This window comes from Kitasatospora sp. NPDC101801 (genome assembly GCF_044766665.1).
GTDB lineage: Bacteria > Actinomycetota > Actinomycetes > Streptomycetales > Streptomycetaceae > Kitasatospora.
In genome coordinates this window covers 144,741-161,075 of sequence record NZ_JBIWML010000007.1, presented here as the reverse complement: position 1 = coordinate 161,075, position 16,335 = coordinate 144,741, and the positions used below count along the sequence as shown (strand labels likewise).

The 16,335-nt window shown below is 70.4% G+C and carries 14 protein-coding genes; 5 read left to right on the top strand and 9 right to left on the bottom strand.

The window, feature by feature from the left end; genetic code table 11:
• Positions 1–15: 15 nt before the first annotated feature.
• Positions 16–384: a holo-ACP synthase gene (locus ACIRPK_RS12355; protein WP_403036716.1), complete on the bottom strand. Its 369-nt coding sequence runs from the start codon at positions 382–384 to the stop codon at positions 16–18.
• A gap of 136 nt (positions 385–520) precedes the next feature.
• Between ACIRPK_RS12355 and ACIRPK_RS12350 the strand changes: the two genes are divergently transcribed.
• Positions 521–1,078 (top strand): Uma2 family endonuclease, encoded by a 558-nt coding sequence (locus tag ACIRPK_RS12350; protein WP_403036713.1) that lies wholly within the window; start codon positions 521–523, stop codon positions 1,076–1,078.
• A gap of 30 nt (positions 1,079–1,108) precedes the next feature.
• Here the strand turns inward: ACIRPK_RS12350 and glmS are convergent, their stop codons facing one another.
• A complete protein-coding gene (gene glmS, locus ACIRPK_RS12345) occupies positions 1,109–2,965 on the bottom strand; it encodes a glutamine--fructose-6-phosphate transaminase (isomerizing) (RefSeq protein WP_403036710.1) in 1,857 nt (618 codons plus the stop codon).
• Between the two features lie 88 nt (positions 2,966–3,053).
• Between glmS and coaA the strand changes: the two genes are divergently transcribed.
• From coaA to ACIRPK_RS12325, 4 genes are all read left to right on the top strand, one after another.
• Complete coding sequence (coaA, locus tag ACIRPK_RS12340; protein WP_403036708.1) at positions 3,054–4,046, top strand: type I pantothenate kinase; 993 nt, start codon at positions 3,054–3,056, stop codon at positions 4,044–4,046.
• 181 nt (positions 4,047–4,227) lie between these two features.
• The gene (locus ACIRPK_RS12335) at positions 4,228–5,547 is read left to right on the top strand and encodes a glycosyltransferase family 2 protein (RefSeq protein ID WP_403036705.1); all 1,320 of its coding nucleotides are present in this window, start codon (positions 4,228–4,230) and stop codon (positions 5,545–5,547) included.
• A complete protein-coding gene (locus ACIRPK_RS12330; RefSeq protein ID WP_403036702.1) occupies positions 5,540–6,661 on the top strand; it encodes a glycoside hydrolase family 26 protein in 1,122 nt (373 codons plus the stop codon). The genes ACIRPK_RS12335 and ACIRPK_RS12330 overlap by 8 nt, the downstream gene beginning before the upstream one ends.
• A gap of 50 nt (positions 6,662–6,711) precedes the next feature.
• On the top strand, positions 6,712–8,343 hold the full coding sequence (locus ACIRPK_RS12325; protein WP_403036699.1) for a hypothetical protein: 1,632 nt from the start codon (positions 6,712–6,714) through the stop codon (positions 8,341–8,343).
• A gap of 25 nt (positions 8,344–8,368) precedes the next feature.
• Here the strand turns inward: ACIRPK_RS12325 and ACIRPK_RS12320 are convergent, their stop codons facing one another.
• The 7 genes from ACIRPK_RS12320 to truA all read right to left on the bottom strand — a co-directional run bounded on the left by ACIRPK_RS12320 (position 8,369) and on the right by truA (position 16,334).
• Positions 8,369–9,469, bottom strand: a complete 1,101-nt coding sequence (locus ACIRPK_RS12320; protein WP_403036697.1) for a glycoside hydrolase family 26 protein — start codon at positions 9,467–9,469, stop codon at positions 8,369–8,371.
• 36 nt (positions 9,470–9,505) lie between these two features.
• Positions 9,506–10,582 (bottom strand): hypothetical protein, encoded by a 1,077-nt coding sequence (locus ACIRPK_RS12315; protein WP_403036694.1) that lies wholly within the window; start codon positions 10,580–10,582, stop codon positions 9,506–9,508.
• A 147-nt stretch (positions 10,583–10,729) separates the two neighbouring features.
• Positions 10,730–12,097 (bottom strand): phosphoglucosamine mutase, encoded by a 1,368-nt coding sequence (gene glmM / locus ACIRPK_RS12310; RefSeq protein WP_403036691.1) that lies wholly within the window; start codon positions 12,095–12,097, stop codon positions 10,730–10,732.
• Positions 12,098–12,275: 178 nt separating this feature from the next.
• Complete coding sequence (gene rpsI / locus ACIRPK_RS12305; protein WP_221504372.1) at positions 12,276–12,791, bottom strand: 30S ribosomal protein S9; 516 nt, start codon at positions 12,789–12,791, stop codon at positions 12,276–12,278.
• Positions 12,792–12,821: 30 nt separating this feature from the next.
• A complete protein-coding gene (gene rplM / locus ACIRPK_RS12300; protein ID WP_057231290.1) occupies positions 12,822–13,265 on the bottom strand; it encodes a 50S ribosomal protein L13 in 444 nt (147 codons plus the stop codon).
• Between the two features lie 211 nt (positions 13,266–13,476).
• Positions 13,477–15,141: an ABC-F family ATP-binding cassette domain-containing protein gene (locus ACIRPK_RS12295; RefSeq protein WP_403036689.1), complete on the bottom strand. Its 1,665-nt coding sequence runs from the start codon at positions 15,139–15,141 to the stop codon at positions 13,477–13,479.
• Between the two features lie 293 nt (positions 15,142–15,434).
• On the bottom strand, positions 15,435–16,334 hold the full coding sequence (gene truA / locus ACIRPK_RS12290) for a tRNA pseudouridine(38-40) synthase TruA (RefSeq protein WP_403036686.1): 900 nt from the start codon (positions 16,332–16,334) through the stop codon (positions 15,435–15,437).
• Position 16,335 lies beyond the last annotated feature (1 nt).

Sequence of the window (16,335 nt, the reverse complement as noted above, 5' to 3'; positions counted from 1 at the left end):
CGACAACCTCCGGGCTCAGCCTTCCGCGATGACCACGGCCGACGCTACGCCCGCATCGTGGCTCAGCGACACGTGCCACGACCGGACACCCAGTTCGGCCGCCCGCGCCGCCACCGTCCCACGCACCGTCAGCAACGGCCGCCCGGACTCCCCGACCTCCACCTCGGCGTCGGTCCACCGCATCCCGGCGGGCGCCCCGAGCGCCTTGGCCAGCGCCTCCTTCGCCGCGAACCGCGCCGCCAGCGAGGCCACCCCCCGCCGCTCCCCGCTCGGCAGCAGCAACTCCCCCGGCGTGAACAACCGGTCCGCCATCCCGGGCGTCCGCTCCAGCGCCGCCCCGAACCGCTCGATCTCCGCCACGTCGATCCCGACCCCGACAATCACCGCGACCCGCTCCTCTCCCTCGCTGCCCGGACCTTACGGCACACTTTCGAGTGAGAACCGCTTCGATCCCCTTCGGGTACCGGCCCGCGCTCCTACTCTTTCGCGCAGACCGCACCCACCAGGAGGGAGAAGGGCCATGGTCGCCATGCCAGCCGTCGAGCACCCGCTGCCCGAGGACGATCTCCTGCAGACCTTCCTCAGCCTTGAGACACCGCTGGGCTACAAGGCAGAGCTCATCGACGGGGAGATCATCGTGACCCCACCGCCGGACGGTTCGCACGAGACCACGTTCGCCTCGCTGATCCGACAGTTCATCCGCGAGTCGGCGACGGATTTCGACATCGCCGGCACCAAGGGCCTGATCACCCCCCTCGGCCACTTCATCCCGGACGGCACCGTCAGCCCGGTCGGCCACTTCCAGGACGCCGAGCCCTGGGCCGGCACCGCCGGTGTCCTGCTGGTCTTCGAGGTCACTTCGGGCAATCCCGCCAAGGACCGGGACGTCAAACGGCGCGGCTACGCGGCCGGCCTGATCCCCTGTTACCTGCTGATCGACCGCAGCCGCGCCGAGGCCGTGCTGTTCACCGACCCGGTGGACGGCGACTACGCCGCCCTCACCAAGGTCCCGTTCGGCAAGCCGCTCGACCTGCCCGCCCCGTTCTCGTTCGCGCTGGACACCACTCCCCTGCGGTAGCCGGCACCGCAGGGGAGCAGCACGTCCGCCCTACTCCACCGTGACGGACTTCGCCAGGTTGCGGGGCTGGTCCACCTCGTGGCCCTTGGCGGTGGCCAGCTCGCAGGCGAAGACCTGGAGCGGCACCGTCGAGACCAGCGGCTGGAGCAGCACCGGCGTGACCGGGATCCGGATCAGGTGGTCGGCGTACGGGGCGACCGCCTCGTCGCCCTCCTCGGCGATCACGATGGTCCTGGCGCCACGGGCCCGGATCTCCTGGATGTTGGAGACGATCTTGTCGTGCAGGATCGACCGGCCGCGCGGCGAGGGCACCACCACGACCACCGGCAGGCCCTCCTCGATCAGCGCGATCGGGCCGTGCTTGAGCTCGCCCGCCGCGAAGCCCTCGGCGTGCATGTACGCCAGCTCCTTGAGCTTGAGCGCACCCTCCAGGGCCACCGGGTAGCCGACGTGCCGGCCGAGGAAGAGCACCGACTTGGCGTCCGCCAGCGAGCGGGCCAGCTCACGGACCGGCTCCATGGTCCGGAGCACCTGCTCGACCTGCCTGGGGGCCTCGCGGAGCTCCTGGATGACGCTCTGGATCTCGTCGCCCCACTTGGTGCCGCGCACCTGGCCCAGGTAGAGGGCGACCAGGTAGCAGGCGACCAGCTGGGTCAGGAACGCCTTGGTGGAGGCGACCGCGACCTCGGGGCCGGCGTGGGTGTAGAGCACCGCGTCCGACTCGCGCGGGATGGTGGAGCCGTTGGTGTTGCAGATCGCCAGCACCTTGGCGCCCTGCTCCCGGGCGTGCCGCAGCGCCATCAGGGTGTCCATGGTCTCGCCGGACTGCGAGATGGCGATCACCAGCGTGCGCGCGTCCAGGATCGGGTCCCGGTAGCGGAACTCCGAGGCGACCTCGACCTCGCACGGGATCCGGGTCCAGTGCTCGATCGCGTACTTGGCGATCATCCCGGCGTGGAACGCGGTGCCGCAGGCGACGATCACCACCTTGTCGACCTCGCGCAACTGGGCGTCGGAGATCCGCAGCTCGTCGAGCGTCAGCCGGCCGTCCGCGCCGATCCGGCCGAGCAGGGTGTCGGCGACCGCCTTCGGCTGCTCGGCGATCTCCTTGAGCATGAAGTAGTCGTAGCCGCCCTTCTCGGCGGCCGAGGCGTCCCAGTCCACGTGGTACTCGCGGACCTCGGCGGGCCGCCCGTCGAAGTCGGTGACGGTCACCGCCTCCGCCCGCAGTTCGACCACCTGGTCCTGACCGAGCTCGATCGCCTCCCGGGTGTGGGCGATGAAGGCGGCCACGTCCGAGGCGAGGAAGTTCTCGCCCTCGCCGCGCCCGACCACCAGCGGCGAGTTCCGCCGCGCGCCGACCACCACGCCGGGCTGGTCGGCGTGCACCGCCACCAGGGTGAAGGCCCCGTCCAGCTGACGGCAGACCGTCCGCATCGCCTCGGCCAGGTCACCGGCGAACGCCTCGCCCAGCAGGTGGGCGACCACCTCGGTGTCGGTCTCCGAGCGGAGCGTGTGGCCCCGGTCGGCGAGCTCGGCCCGCAGCTGGGCGAAGTTCTCGATGATGCCGTTGTGCACCACCGCGACCCGGCGCGCGTCGTCCAGGTGAGGGTGGGCGTTCGCGTTGGTCGGGCCGCCGTGGGTGGCCCAGCGGGTGTGGCCGATCCCGGAGGTGCCGGCGGGGAGAGGGGTCTCCGCCAGCGCCTTCTCCAGATTGACCAGCTTGCCCGCGCGCTTGTCCGTGGCGAGGCTCCACTGCCCGTCGGCGCCTCGCGTCTGGACGGCCACACCGGCGGAGTCGTAACCCCGGTACTCGAGCCGTCGCAGACCTTCGATCACTACATTCTGGGCCTCAAGGGGGCCCACATAACCTACGATTCCGCACATCGCGCCAGGATATCGGCGCACCCCAGGACCCCTCGCCACCCCCTGGTGACCGACACCACAGCACCCCGGACGCCCGGTACGGCCCACAATGGACCATGTGCTGACCGAACTCTGTACGAGGGGCGCCCCCGCGACGCCCACCCCCTCCCCGTACGTGGATCTGGACCGGGCCGAGTGGAGCGCCCTGCGGGAGCGCACGCCGATGCCGCTGACCGCCGAGGAGGTGGAGAAGCTGCGCGGCCTGGGCACCGCCCTCGACCTGGACGAGGTCCGGGACGTCTACCTGCCGCTGTCCCGGCTGCTCAACCTCTACATCCACGCCACCCACGAGCTGCGCAGCACGGTCGGGACCTTCCTGGACACCCCGGACACCGAGCGCACCCGCACCCCGTTCGTGATCGGCGTGGCCGGCTCGGTGGCGGTGGGCAAGTCCACCACCGCCCGCCTGCTGAAGGCGCTGCTGGCCCGCTGGCCGGAGCACCCCCGGGTCGAGCTGGTCACCACCGACGGCTTCCTGCTCCCCAACGCCGAGCTCCGCCGCCGGGGCCTGATGGCCCGCAAGGGCTTCCCCGAGTCGTACGACCGCCGGGCCCTGATGCGCTTCGTGGCGGACGTCAAGGCCGGCAAGGACCGGGTCACCGCCCCGGTCTACTCGCACCTGGTCTACGACATCGTGCCGGACGAGCGCCTGACCGTGGAGCGCCCCGACATCCTGATCGTCGAGGGCCTCAACGTGCTGCAGCCCGCACTGCCCGGCAGCGACGGCCGCACCCGGCTCGCGGTGGCCGACTACTTCGACTTCTCGATCTACGTCGACGCCCGCACCGACGACATCGAGAGCTGGTACCTGTCCCGGTTCAAGAAGCTCAGGGACACCGCCTTCCAGGACCCGAACTCCTACTTCCGCCGCTTCACCGAGGTGCCGGAGGAGGAGGCGATGGAGTACGGCCGCCAGGTCTGGCGCACCATCAACAAGCCCAACCTGGTGGAGAACGTGCTGCCCACCCGGGGTCGGGCCACCCTGGTGCTGCAGAAGGGCGCCGACCACAAGGTCCGCCGGGCGCTGCTGCGCAAGATCTAGTTGCCCTCGCGGGCCAACTCGGTCTGCCCCGAGGGGCATCACGAATGCATCCCGATTGACCGGAATCACATCCCGACCTGTCTGAGTCATGCCCAATTGTCGGAATTGCGACACAACTGCTGGTCGTAGTATCAACGGCGTCAGTCACTCCGCGCCTCTAAACCGACACGGACCACCTCAAATGCTTGCGTTCCTCCTCGAGATACAGCAGTGGTGGACCTTCGGGACGATCTATCCGTTCGCGGTCTTCATGTCCGTCGTGTGGCTGCTGTGGCTCGTCCGGATCGTTCTGACCCGCCGTTACAAGCCTTGGGTGCGCCCGTACTCGACCACCACCTCCGTGATCATCCCGGTGGTGGACGAGCCGGCCGACCTGTTCCGCTCGGTCCTGGACCGGATCATCGAGCAGCAGCCGACCGAGATGGTCGTGGTGATCAACGGCAAGCGCAACGAGGTGCTGGAGCAGGTCTGCGACCGGTTGGGCGTCTACTGGGAGTGGACCGCGACCCCCGGAAAGCGCAACGCCCTGCGGGTCGGCCTCGAGGTCTGCACCGGTGACGTCGCGGTCCTGGTGGACTCCGACACGGTCTGGACCCCGAGCACCCTGAGCGAGCTGATCAAGCCGTTCCGGGACGAGAAGGTCGGCGGCGTGACCACCCGTCAGCGCATCCTCGACCCCGGTCGCTCCGTCCTCACCCGCTGGGCCGACTGGCTGGAGAGCGTCCGCTGCCAGTACTCGCTGCCCGCCATGAGCGTGCTCGGCACCGTCGGCTGCCTCCCGGGCCGGACCATCGCCTTCCGCCGGCAGATCCTGGTGGACTGCATGGAGGACTTCCTCGGCGAGAAGTTCCTCGGGGTGTTCCTCGAGGTGAGCGACGACCGGACCCTCACCAACTACACGCTCAAGCAGGGCTACAAGACCGTCTACCAGTCGACCTCGCTGGTCTACACGGACGCCCCGCTGGCGCTGGGCAAGCTCGCCAAGCAGCAGTACCGCTGGGCCCGCGGCTCGCAGTACAACACCCTGCGGATGCTGCCCTGGATGCTGCGGCGAGCCAAGATGCTCGCCCTCTTCTACGCGGTCGACATCCTGGTCCCGTTCATGCTGCTGGGCAGCTTCTCCTCCTGGGCGGTGGCCATCTGGCACGGCTCGGGCCCCAGCCTGTACGAGGGCCTGCCGCTGCCGGTCGAGCACTGGAAGGCACTGCTGTCGCTGCTCGTGCTGGCGGCCCTGCTCTCCACGGTGTCCCTCGCCATCCGCTTCGGGAGGCACTTCGCCTACCGCTCCAGGGACATGCTCTACCTGCCGGTCTTCATGGTGATCAACACCTGTCTGCTGCTCCCGGTCCGCCTGCTCGGCTTCTTCCGGATGGGCCACAACGCGTCCTGGGGCACCCGCGACGACAGCTTCGCCGGCGAGCGCGCCCGGAGCCCGAAGGTCGTCATCCCCTACCTGCTCGGCGGAGCGATGCTGATCGGCTCGGTGATGATGAGTGTCTAGGCGTGCCAAGAAGATGCACTGGTGGAGCCGTGGCTCGGGCATCCGGCTCCGGCTCTGGATGGTCTGCAACGTCGCCATCCTCGCGGTGCTGACCTACGGGGTGATGGCCGCACTGGCCGTCGCGAACGATGGTGGCCGCTACGAGGGACTGGGCCAGAACGCCGGCGCCCCCGCCCTCAGCGAGCTCTTCCAGCCCGAGAAGAAGGCGCCCTCGATCCCGGACCGCAGCGTCTTCAGCGCGCCGGACGGGAAGCACTTCGGGGTCAGCACCCTGGAGGCGCCGTGGTCCGGCAAGGAGCTCCAGCAGATCAAGCAGTCGGCCGGGGTCTGGCCGACCATGGCCGAGTACTTCGTCCGCTGGGACCAGACCTTCGACCCCAAGGCGGTCAGCGCGGCCTACGGCCACGGGACCCTGCCGGTGCTGGCCTGGGAGCCGTGGGCGGGCGGTGACGCGGGCTCGGCCGAGCAGCCGAACTACAGCCTCGCCAGCATCATCGAAGGCAAGCACGACGACTACCTGCGCACCTTCGCCCAGGGCGTCGCCGCGCAGAAGTGGCCGCTGGCGATCCGCTTCGCGCACGAGATGAACGGCAACTGGTACCCCTGGTCCGAGCAGACCAACGGCAACCAGCAGGGCCAGTACGTCCAGGCGTGGCGCCACGTGCACGACGTGTTCGCCAAGGAGGGCGCCGCCAACGTCATCTGGATCTGGAGCCCGAACATCCTGCGGCCGGTGAAGGACATCAGCATCCCCGACCTCTACCCGGGCGACGACTACGTCGACTGGCTGGGCATGGTCGGCTACGGCACCAACCGCGAGCGCACCGCCGACGAGACCTTCGGCCCGACCCTCGACGTGCTGCGCCAGATCTCCAAGAAGCCGGTCCTCATCACGGAGACCGGGCGGGAGACCAACGCCGCCTACAAGCCCGCCTGGACCGCGGACTTCTTCACCTGGCTCGCCAAGCAGCCCGACGTGATCGGGTTCATCTGGTTCCAGCGGAACGTCGCCGAGGGCGGCAAGGCCAACTGGCGCTTCGACGAGAGCACCGCGTCGCTGAGGGCCTTCGCGAACGGCATCCGACAGATCACACTCGCCAAGGGGCTGGGCTGACCGAGCGTCACATCCCGGCACGCCACCACGGACGGTAGGAAGAACACAGAGTGAGCATGCAGCAGTCGCCGCTCCGCACGACAGCACGGCGGGCCACCGACTCCGCATCCTCCGAGGGCCGGCAGCCCGCGGAACCTGCGGAACCCACCGGGCCCGCCGAGACCGCCGCTCCCGTTCCCTCCGCGGCGAAGCGGCGGGCCCTGACGCTGCTCACCGTCCTCCCCCCGGCCGTGGTCGCCCTCTACCGCTGCCTCGACGGGATCGGCAGCCGTCAGCTGTGGCGCGACGAACACGCCAGCTGGTGGGCCGCCACCCTGGACTTCGAGGACCTGCGGGCCCTGCTCGGCACCATCGACGCGGTGATCGCCCCGTACTACCTGCTGCTCCGCCTGTGGATCACCGGCTTCGGCGACTCCGCCGCCTCGATGCGCACCCCCTCCGCCCTGGCGATGGCACTGGCCGCCGCCGTGACCGCCGCGCTCGGCCGTCGGCTGGCCGTCCGGTCGGGCGTCTCCCGGACGGGCCTCGCGGCCTCCCTGACCGGGCTCGGCGCTGGCCTGGCGTTCGCCCTGTTGCCCGCCGTCGCCCGGTACGGACAGGAGGCCAGGCCGTACGCCTTCTCGGTGCTCGCCGTCGTGGTGTCCACCCTGCTGCTCCTGCGGGCCCTGGAGCAGCCCTCGGCATCCCGTTGGGCCTGGTACGCCGCCAGTGTGACCCTGGTCGGGGCGGCCCACCTGGTCTCGCTGCTCGTGCTGGCCGCCCATCTGCTCGCCGCGCTGACCCTGGCGCTGCGCGACCGTGACCGCGCGGCCTTCTGGTACTGGGCCCTCGCCGCCCTGGCCGGGGTCGGGGGCATCGCCACCCTGCTGCTGCGCGGCAACGGCCAGAGCAAGCAGATCGCCTGGAACAACCCGACCCTCGACGACCTGACCGGCCTGCCCAGGGAACTCTTCGGCTCCTGGTCGACCGCGGCCGTCGTGCTGGGGCTCGCGGTGATCGGGCTGTGGCCGGCCCGGCGCCACGCCGGGCTGCTGGTCTGCTGGATCGTGCTCCCGCCCGTCCTGACGTACGTGACGGTGGACCGGCTGCACCTCTTCCTGGAGCGCTACCTGCTGTTCACCCTGGCACCGTGCGTGCTGTTGGCCGCGGCCGGGGCGGGCTGGTTGCTCTCCCCGCTCGGCCGGGCTGCCGTGGGCCGGGTGGTGGCGGGTCTGCTCGGCACGGCGCTGCTCGGCGGGATCGCCTTCCTCGCCCAGCCGGCCATGGCGACCCTGGGCGACAACCCCAAGTCCGAGCCGGACTACCGCGGCACCGCCGACCTGCTCGCCGCCCAGACCAAGCCCGGCGACGGCATGGTGATCAACAGCCAGCTGAACGCCCGGCGCGCGCTCGCCTACGAGCTGCGGGACCGTCAGGCACCGACCGACATACTGCTCCAGTACTACCCGGAGGACCTCGGGCGCTTCCAGGGCGTGGAGTGCACCGACCCCTCGGAGTGCGCGCGCTTCACCGACCGGCTGTGGCTGGTCAGCACCGCGGTCGGGCCCAACCCGCTCGCCCAGCTGCCCAAGGCCACCCAGGACGTGCTGAACCAGCAGTTCAAGGTGGTCGACACCAAGCAGCTGCACGACGTCAAGCTGGTCCTGCTGGAGCGCACCCAGCCCGCGCCCGGCGAGGAGTGATCCCCGGCCCGGTGGCGCGCCGGGCTCAGCTCATCGGCCAGGACACCAGGTTCTGGTCCGCCAGCCCGTCCTGGAACGCCTTCAGCGCACCGGGCGAGGTGGTGAACCGCCAGTCGTAGCGGCCGCCCTCCTGGTCGCTGTGCTGGAACCAGGAGAAGCCCACCACCTGCGGGCGGCTCTTGAGCCAGCGGAAGAAGTCGACGGTCCAGAGCGCCTTGTTGGGGTTCGGCTTGACGCCGGTCTCCCCGATGAAGATCGGCTTCCGGGAGAGCGAGACCAGGTCCTCGTAGGTCTCGTCGAAGACCTGACCGGCGGTGGTCTCGCTCTCGCTGTACCCGTCCATGCCGATCCAGTCGACGTACTTGTCGCCGGGGAAGTACCGGGTCAACTCGTGCTTGTTGGTGCCCCGGTGGATGTTCGGGCACCAGAACCAGACCGCGTTGTCGACGTTGCGGGCCGCGAAGACGTCGTACACGTGCCGCCAGGCGTTCACGAAGTCGCCCGGCTTGTTGCCGCTGTGCTGCTCGGACCACGGGTACCACTCGGCGTTCATCTCGTGCGCGAACCGGATCACCACCGGTCGCCCGGTGCGCTTGACCGCGTCCGCGAACCGCCCGATGTAGGCGTCGTGCGCGCCCGAGGCGATCACGCTCAGGGCGTAGGTGGGCTGGTCGTCCCCTGCCTCCTTGCCGGCCGAGGGCTGCCAGGTCACCACTGGTACGGCGCCCAGGTGGTAGGACTCGGTCACCCGGTCCGGCTCGAACTCCTGGTCCCAGTTGAGGAAGTACTCCTGGACGGTCGGCCGACGGCCGGCCGCGGTGGCCACCGTCTCGGTCTCCGGTTCGTTGGGCGAGCCGGGCGTGCTGACCCCGAAGTGCAGCGCCTTGGGCGACCGGACCTCCGCCATCGTGGTGGTGGTGCCGTAGCCGGTGGGCTTCGTGGTCTCCGGCGGCCGCTGCTGGACGGTGGGCGTCGCCCAGGTGGCGGGCGATCCGGGCGCGTCAGGGCCGTCCTCGCTGTCGAAGGCGAGCAGCCCGACCAGCAGCACCATCGCCAGTCCGCCGATCAACCAGGCCCCCCAGGCCGGGCGGTACCGCACCCGTCGCAGCCCGTCCGTCAGCACCACGCCCGCAGCTTCCCTCCACCACGCCATCGAGTGCCGTCAGCCCGTCTTCTTGGCGGCTTCGGTCCCCCGGGCGACCAGCACCGCCTTCAGCGCGTTGGTGACGTCCTTGCCGGTCGGGTCGGTGGCGGCCGGCGCGGAGCCGTCCTTGGTGCCCGTCACGGTGAAGTAGAGGTAGCGGCCGAAGGAGTCGTGCACGACCGCACAGCTCTTCAGGTCGGCGCAGAACTTCGGCGCCCCGCCCTTGATCAGGGGCTGGACGTTGCCCTTGTAGACGCTGTCGGCCTTGTCCGCCTGCACCTTGTTGTCGAAGACGGCCACACCGAGGGTGACCGTGACCTTGTCCGCGGTGTAGGTGGCCCGGTAGAGGCCCCGGCACATCTGGTCGCGCAGGATCGGCCCGAGGCCGTTGGCGGTGTAGTCCCCGCAGCTGCCACTGAAGTCGACGGCGTTCCTGGTGTACGTCCGCCCCTGGACCGTGACGGTGTCGTTCGGGAACAGCACCTCCGCGGTCAGCGGCGCCTTGTCCGAGCTGCCCTTGGAGAGGATCTCCTCCGGCTTCTTGGACGGCGGCGTGGCCGACTTGCTCGCGGAGGCGGAGGGGGGCGCCACGGCGCTCGCCGAGGGGGCGGGCGCGGTCTGGACCGCTTCCGCCGGGACCCGCGGCTGACCGTTCGTCACGTAGACCGAGAGCGCCACGATCGCACCGATCACGAGGGCCGCGCCGACGCTGCTGAGGGTCACCATCAGCCGGCGCCTGCCGAGCCGGCTCGCCTCGGCGTTCTGCTGGGCCAGCGCCGACCAGTCGGGTTCGTCGATGTCGGGCGACCGGAAGGTGGACGGGCCGTAACGGCCCTGGACCGGCTGGCCGCCGTAGCCGGGCGGCGGGAACTCCCCCGGGGCGTAACCGCCCTGACGGGGCGGCGGGGTCGCGGCTATCCCCGGCCAGCCGGACTGACCCTGCCCCGGGAAGACCGGGACGGCGGCACTCGCGCGGTTCGGCGGATTGCCCTGGTGGGCGGCTCCCGGCTCGGCGGGCGGCAACGGCCGGTCCGGCTGCGGAGGGCCCGCAGGACCGGGCTCCTCCGACTGCGCCTGCTGCTGCCCCTCGGTCATCTGAGCCTCCGCCACCTTTTCAGCCAATGCGTGCAGATGATATCCAGAAAATCCTCTGGTCCTACGTATGATCCCAGGGCCTGGAGCAAGCATTTGTCATACCGGAACGCAACCGAGGCCGTTCCCTGTCCGAGGGCTGACGGACCATCAGCCCAGGTGGGTGCGGACGGCCTCGGCCAGGCGCTCGCAGACCGCGTGGGCCTGCACCTGGTCGGCGGCCTCGACCATCACCCGGACCAGCGGCTCGGTGCCCGAGGGGCGCAGCAGCACCCGTCCGGTGGCACCGAGTTCGGCCTCGGCCTCGGCGACGGCGACGGCCAGTTCGGGAGAGGTGGTCACCCGGCTCCGGTCGACGCCCTTGACGTTGATCAGCAGCTGCGGCAGCCGGGTCATCACGGCGGCCAGGTCGGCCAGCGGCTGCTTGGTGGCGGCCAGCCGGGCGCCCAGCATCAGGCCGGTGAGCGTGCCGTCGCCGGTGGTCGCGTGGTCGAGCAGGATCACGTGGCCGGACTGCTCGCCGCCGAGCGCGAAGCCGTGCTGCTTCATCTCCTCCAGCACGTACCGGTCGCCGACCGCGGTCTGCACCAGCTCGATGCCCTCGCGCTCCATCGCCAGCTTGAAGCCGAGGTTGGACATCACGGTGGCCACCGCGGTCCCCCGGCGCAGCGTGCCGGCCTCCTTCATGGCGACCGCCAGGATGGCCAGGATCTGGTCGCCGTCCACCTCGTTGCCGTCCGCGTCGGCGGCCAGGCAGCGGTCGGCGTCGCCGTCCAGGGCGATGCCCAGGTCGGCCCGGTGCTCGCGCATCGCGGCCTGCAGCTTGTCCAGGTGGGTGGAGCCGACGCCGTCGTTGATGTTCAACCCGTTCGGCTCGGCGCCGAGCGTGTAGACCACCTCGGCCCCGGCCCGGGCAAACGCCTCGGGGGCGACCCGGGCGGCCGCGCCGTGCGCGCCGTCGATGACGACCTTCACCCCGTCGAGGCGGTTCGGCAGCACGGCGACCAGGTGCGCGACGTACTTGTCGAAGCCCTCGGTGTACTGCCGGACCCGGCCGACGGCCGCGCCGGTCGGGCGCTGCCAGTCCTCGTTCGAGCCGACGCCGTAGCGGTGGTAGTGCGCCTCGATCGCGTCCTCGATCGCGTCGTCCAGCTTGTGCCCGCCGCGGGCCAGGAACTTGATGCCGTTGTCCGGCATCGCGTTGTGGCTGGCCGACAGCATCACGCCGAAGTCCGCACCGAGCGCACCGGTGAGGTACGCCACAGCCGGGGTGGGCAGCACGCCGACCCGCAGTACGTCGACGCCCGCGCTGGCCAGGCCGGCGATCACGGCCGCCTCCAGGAACTCCCCGGACGCCCGGGGGTCGCGCCCGACCACGGCGACCGGCCGGTGGCCGTCGAAGGCCCCCGCGTCACCGAGTACATGGGCCGCCGCCACCGACAGCCCGAGCGCCAGCTCGGCCGTCAGGGTCTGGTTGGCCACACCGCGCACGCCGTCCGTACCGAAGAGTCGTCCCACAGTTTCCGTCCTCCGTCGCCGTTCCACAGGCAAGAAATCTCTCGCGGCTCCCCCGCCTCCGCACAGGCGTACGGGGAGAGAAAAACACGACACCCCGGAGCACACGGGGTGCTCCGGGGTGTGCAGCACACCCCGGGGGTGCGAACCATCGAGATGGTACGCCCCCCGGTGGAGGTGCTTAGCGCTTGCTGTACTGCGGGGCCTTACGGGCCTTCTTGAGACCGGCCTTCTTGCGCTCGACGGCACGCGCGTCACGCATCAGGAAACCGGCCTTCTTGAGCGCGGCGCGGTTGTTGTCCACGTCCGCCTCGTTCAGCGCACGGGCGACGCCGAGGCGCAGCGCGTAGGCCTGACCGGAGACGCCGCCACCCGAGATGCGGGCGACAACGTCGTAACGGCCGTCGAGCTCAAGGAGCTTGAAGGGCTCGTTCACGGTCTGCTGGTGCACCTTGTTGGGGAAGTAGTTCTCCAGGGTGCGACCGTTGATCTTCCACTTGCCGGTGCCCGGAACGATCCGGACGCGGGCAATGGCCTCCTTGCGACGGCCGAGGCCGGCGCCGGGGATGGCCTCGCCGAAACGGCCGGCCAGCGACTCGGAGGTGTAGCTCTCCTCGGAGGTGAACTCTTCGACGGTCTCGTCGAAGTCGACCTCAAGGGTGTTCTCGATGGCAGTCTCGGCCACGGTGTTCCTCAGCTTCTCAGTGATGGGGCTTGGTGGCCGGAATTACTGCGCGACCTGGGTGATCTCGAACGGCACCGGCTGCTGCGCAGCGTGCGGGTGCTGGTCGCCCGAGTAGACCTTCAGCTTGGAGAGCATCTGGCGGCCCAGGCTGTTCTTGGGGATCATGCCCTTGATGGCCTTCTCGACGGCCTTCTCCGGGTTCTTGTCCAGGAGGTCGTCGTAGCGGACCGCGCGGAGACCGCCCGGGAAACCGCTGTGGCGGTAGGCCATCTTCTGGGTCTTCTTGTTGCCCGAAAGGTGCACCTTGTCCGCGTTGATGATGATGACGAAGTCACCAGTGTCAACGTGCGGCGCGTAGATCGCCTTGTGCTTGCCCCGGAGGAGGTTGGCGACCTGGGAGGCCAGGCGGCCGAGCACGACGTCTTGCGCGTCGATGATGTGCCACTGACGCTGGACGTCGCCGGGCTTGGGGCTGTACGTACGCACGGTCGTAGCCTTCGCTTTTCAGTGAGTGAGTCCTGACAGGAGCACCCGGACGAGAGATCAGCCTGGTCCCGCTTGGACGCAATTCAAGGGGGAGCCGCTGGTCATCGGCCTGGGTATCTCCGGCGTACCGACCTCTCACGTGAGATGGAGCGAGCCAATACGCACAACAAGGGCCCAGCCTACCGGGCCGCTCCGTACGGGTCAAAAAGGGTCAGCGATCGCGCTGCACCCGGGTCTCGTCCCAGACCGGTTCGAGGGACTCGTAGACCCGTCCGTCGGCCCCGAACACCAGGAAGCGGTCGAAGGTCTTGGCGAACCAGCGGTCGTGGGTGACACACAGCACAGTGCCGTCGAACGCCTCCAGGCCCTGCTGGAGCGCCTCGGCGCTCTCCAGGTCCAGGTTGTCCGTCGGCTCGTCCAGCAGCAGCGCGGTGACGCCGGTGAGCTCCAGCTTGAGGATCATCAGCCGGGCCTGCTGGCCGCCGGAGAGCGACTCGAACTTCTGCTCCTCCTGCCGGTCCAGCTCGTACCGGCGCAGCGCGCCCATCGCGGCGCCGCGGCTGAGCGCGTGCTCCTCCTCGACGATCGACCTGACGGTGCGTCCGAGCAGCTCGGGATGGGCGTGGGTCTGCCGGAAGTGGCCGGGCACCACCCGCGCGCCGAGCCGGAACGAGCCGCTGTGGTTCACCGAGTCGTCGCCCGCCAGCAGCCGCAGGAAGTGCGACTTGCCGGAGCCGTTCGAGCCCAGCACGCCGACCCGCTCGCCGTAGAACACCTCCAGGTCGAAGGGCTTCATCAGGCCGGTCAGTTCGAGCTGCTCGATGGTCAGCGCCCGGACGCCCGTCCGGCCGCCCTTCAGTCGCATGGTGATGTTCTGCTCGCGCGGCGGCTCCTCCGGCCGGCCGGCCTCCTCGAACTTCTTCAGCCGGGTCTGCGCGGCCGCGTACCGGGTGGCCAGCGCATGGCTGATCGAGGCGGCCTGACGGAGGTTCACCACCAGCTTCTTCAGCTTGGCGTGCTCCTCGTCCCAGCGGCGGCCCAGCTCCTCGAAGCGCTCGAAGCGCTCCTTGCGGGCGTCGTGGAACGACTCGAAGCCGCCACCGTGCACCCAGACGCTGCTGCCGCCGCCGCCGAAACCGGTCTCGACGCTGATGATCTTGTCAGCGGCCCGGGACAGCAGTTCGCGGTCGTGTGAGATGAACAACACGGTCTTCGGAGTGGCCCGGATCGCCTCCTCCAGCCAGCGCTTGCCCGGCACGTCGAGGTAGTTGTCCGGCTCGTCGAGCAGCAGCACCTCCTCGGGGCCGCGCAGCAGGGCCTCCAGCACCAGCCTCTTCTGCTCACCGCCGGAGAGCGTGTTCAGACCACGGAACTGGGCCCGGTCGAAGGGCATCCCCAGGGCGGCCGTGGTGCAGACGTCCCAGACGGTCTCGTAGTCGTAGCCGTCCGCGTCGGCCCAGTCCGAGAGCGCCTGGGCGTACGCCATCTGCGACTTCTCGTCGTCCTGCGCCATCATCGCCAGCTCGGCGGCGTCCACCGCTTTGGCGGCCACCGCGATCCTCGGCGGGGCCACCGAGACCAGCAGGTCGCGGACGGAGGCGTCGGCGGCCAGCGCGCCGGGGGCCTCCCGCTGGTCCTCGCGGCCGGTGGTCCCGACGAACTGGCGCATCACGCCCAGGCCGCCGCTCACCGTCACCGAACCGCCGTGCGGCTGGGTGTCCCCCGCGATCATGCGCAGCAACGTGGTCTTACCGGCTCCGTTGGCCCCCACCAGCGCGACGGCCGACCCCTCGCCGACCCGGAAGGACGCGTCGTCGAACAGCACCCGCCCGTCCGGCAGGTAGTACTCCAGGTGCGAAATCTCGACGTGTCCCATGTCGGGAATTGTGCCAAGCACGCCCCCACGGACCAAAACCCTTTTGGCGGAGGCCCGGGGCTCTGCTGATGTGCGGCTCCGCCGCGTGGGCGACGCCAACTTTTGTGCGGGTGCTCCGGGTCTACCGTCCAGGGGCTCGGGGAACTGCGACGCCGGCCCCGTAAAAGGTGATCCGTGCGTGGGTGGTCAGGCACTTTCGCAGCGACCCCGGCGCCAGATCTCCTCGCAGTTCCCCGAGCCCCTGGACCGTAAGTGGCTGAGCGCCTGCCGAAAGCGCAGCCCGAAGCGGGTGCCTAGTCGGCGACCGAGAGGGTCCGGAGGCGGCGGGAGACCCGGTTGCGTTCGGCGAGTTGGTCGTCCGCGGGGTAACCGACCTCTTCGAGGGTCAGGCCGTGCGGGCGGATCACGTTGACCGCGGAGTGGCGGACCCCGCCGGCCAGGACCTGGCCGGGGAAGTCGACCGGCCGGTGGCCGTCGCCGACCAGCAGCATGGCGCCCACCAGCGCCCGCACCATGTTGTGGCAGAACGCGTCGGCCCGCACCGTGGCGATCGCCAGTGACCCCTCCTGGGCCGCGTACGGATCCACCGGGACCCGGTCCCAGCGGAGTTCGAGCAGGGTCCGGATGGTGGTCGCGCCGTCGCGCTTCTTGCAGTACGCGGCGAAGTCGTGCTCGCCGAGCAGCAGCCGGGCCGCCTCGTTCATCCGGTCCACGTCCAGCGGCCGGTCGTGCCAGAGCACGTGACCCCGCAGCAGTGGGTCCACCCCGCCCTGGTGGTCGGCCACCCGATAGGCGTACCGGCGCCAGATCGCGGCGAACCGGGCGTCGAACCCCGCCGGTGCCTCGGCCAGCCGGTAGACCCGGATGTCGGCGGGCAGCCGTCCCGCCAGCCGGCGGAGCAGTTTCTCGGCGTGCTGGGCCCACAGCTCGGCCGGCAGGTCGACGTGGGCCACCTGGCCCCGCGCGTGCACCCCGGCGTCGGTCCGGCCCGCCACGGTGAGCGGGAACGGCTCGGGGCTGCGGGTGACCACCTGCAGCGCGCTCTCCAGCTCGTCCTGCACGGTGCGCCGGCCGGGCTGCCGCGCCCAGCCGGCGAACTCCGCGCCCTGGTAGGCGAGGTCCAGCCGGATCCGGACGTGACCGTCCGCCGGGCCGTCCTTGATCGGGGGACGCTCGGCGCAGTCGTTCTGCACA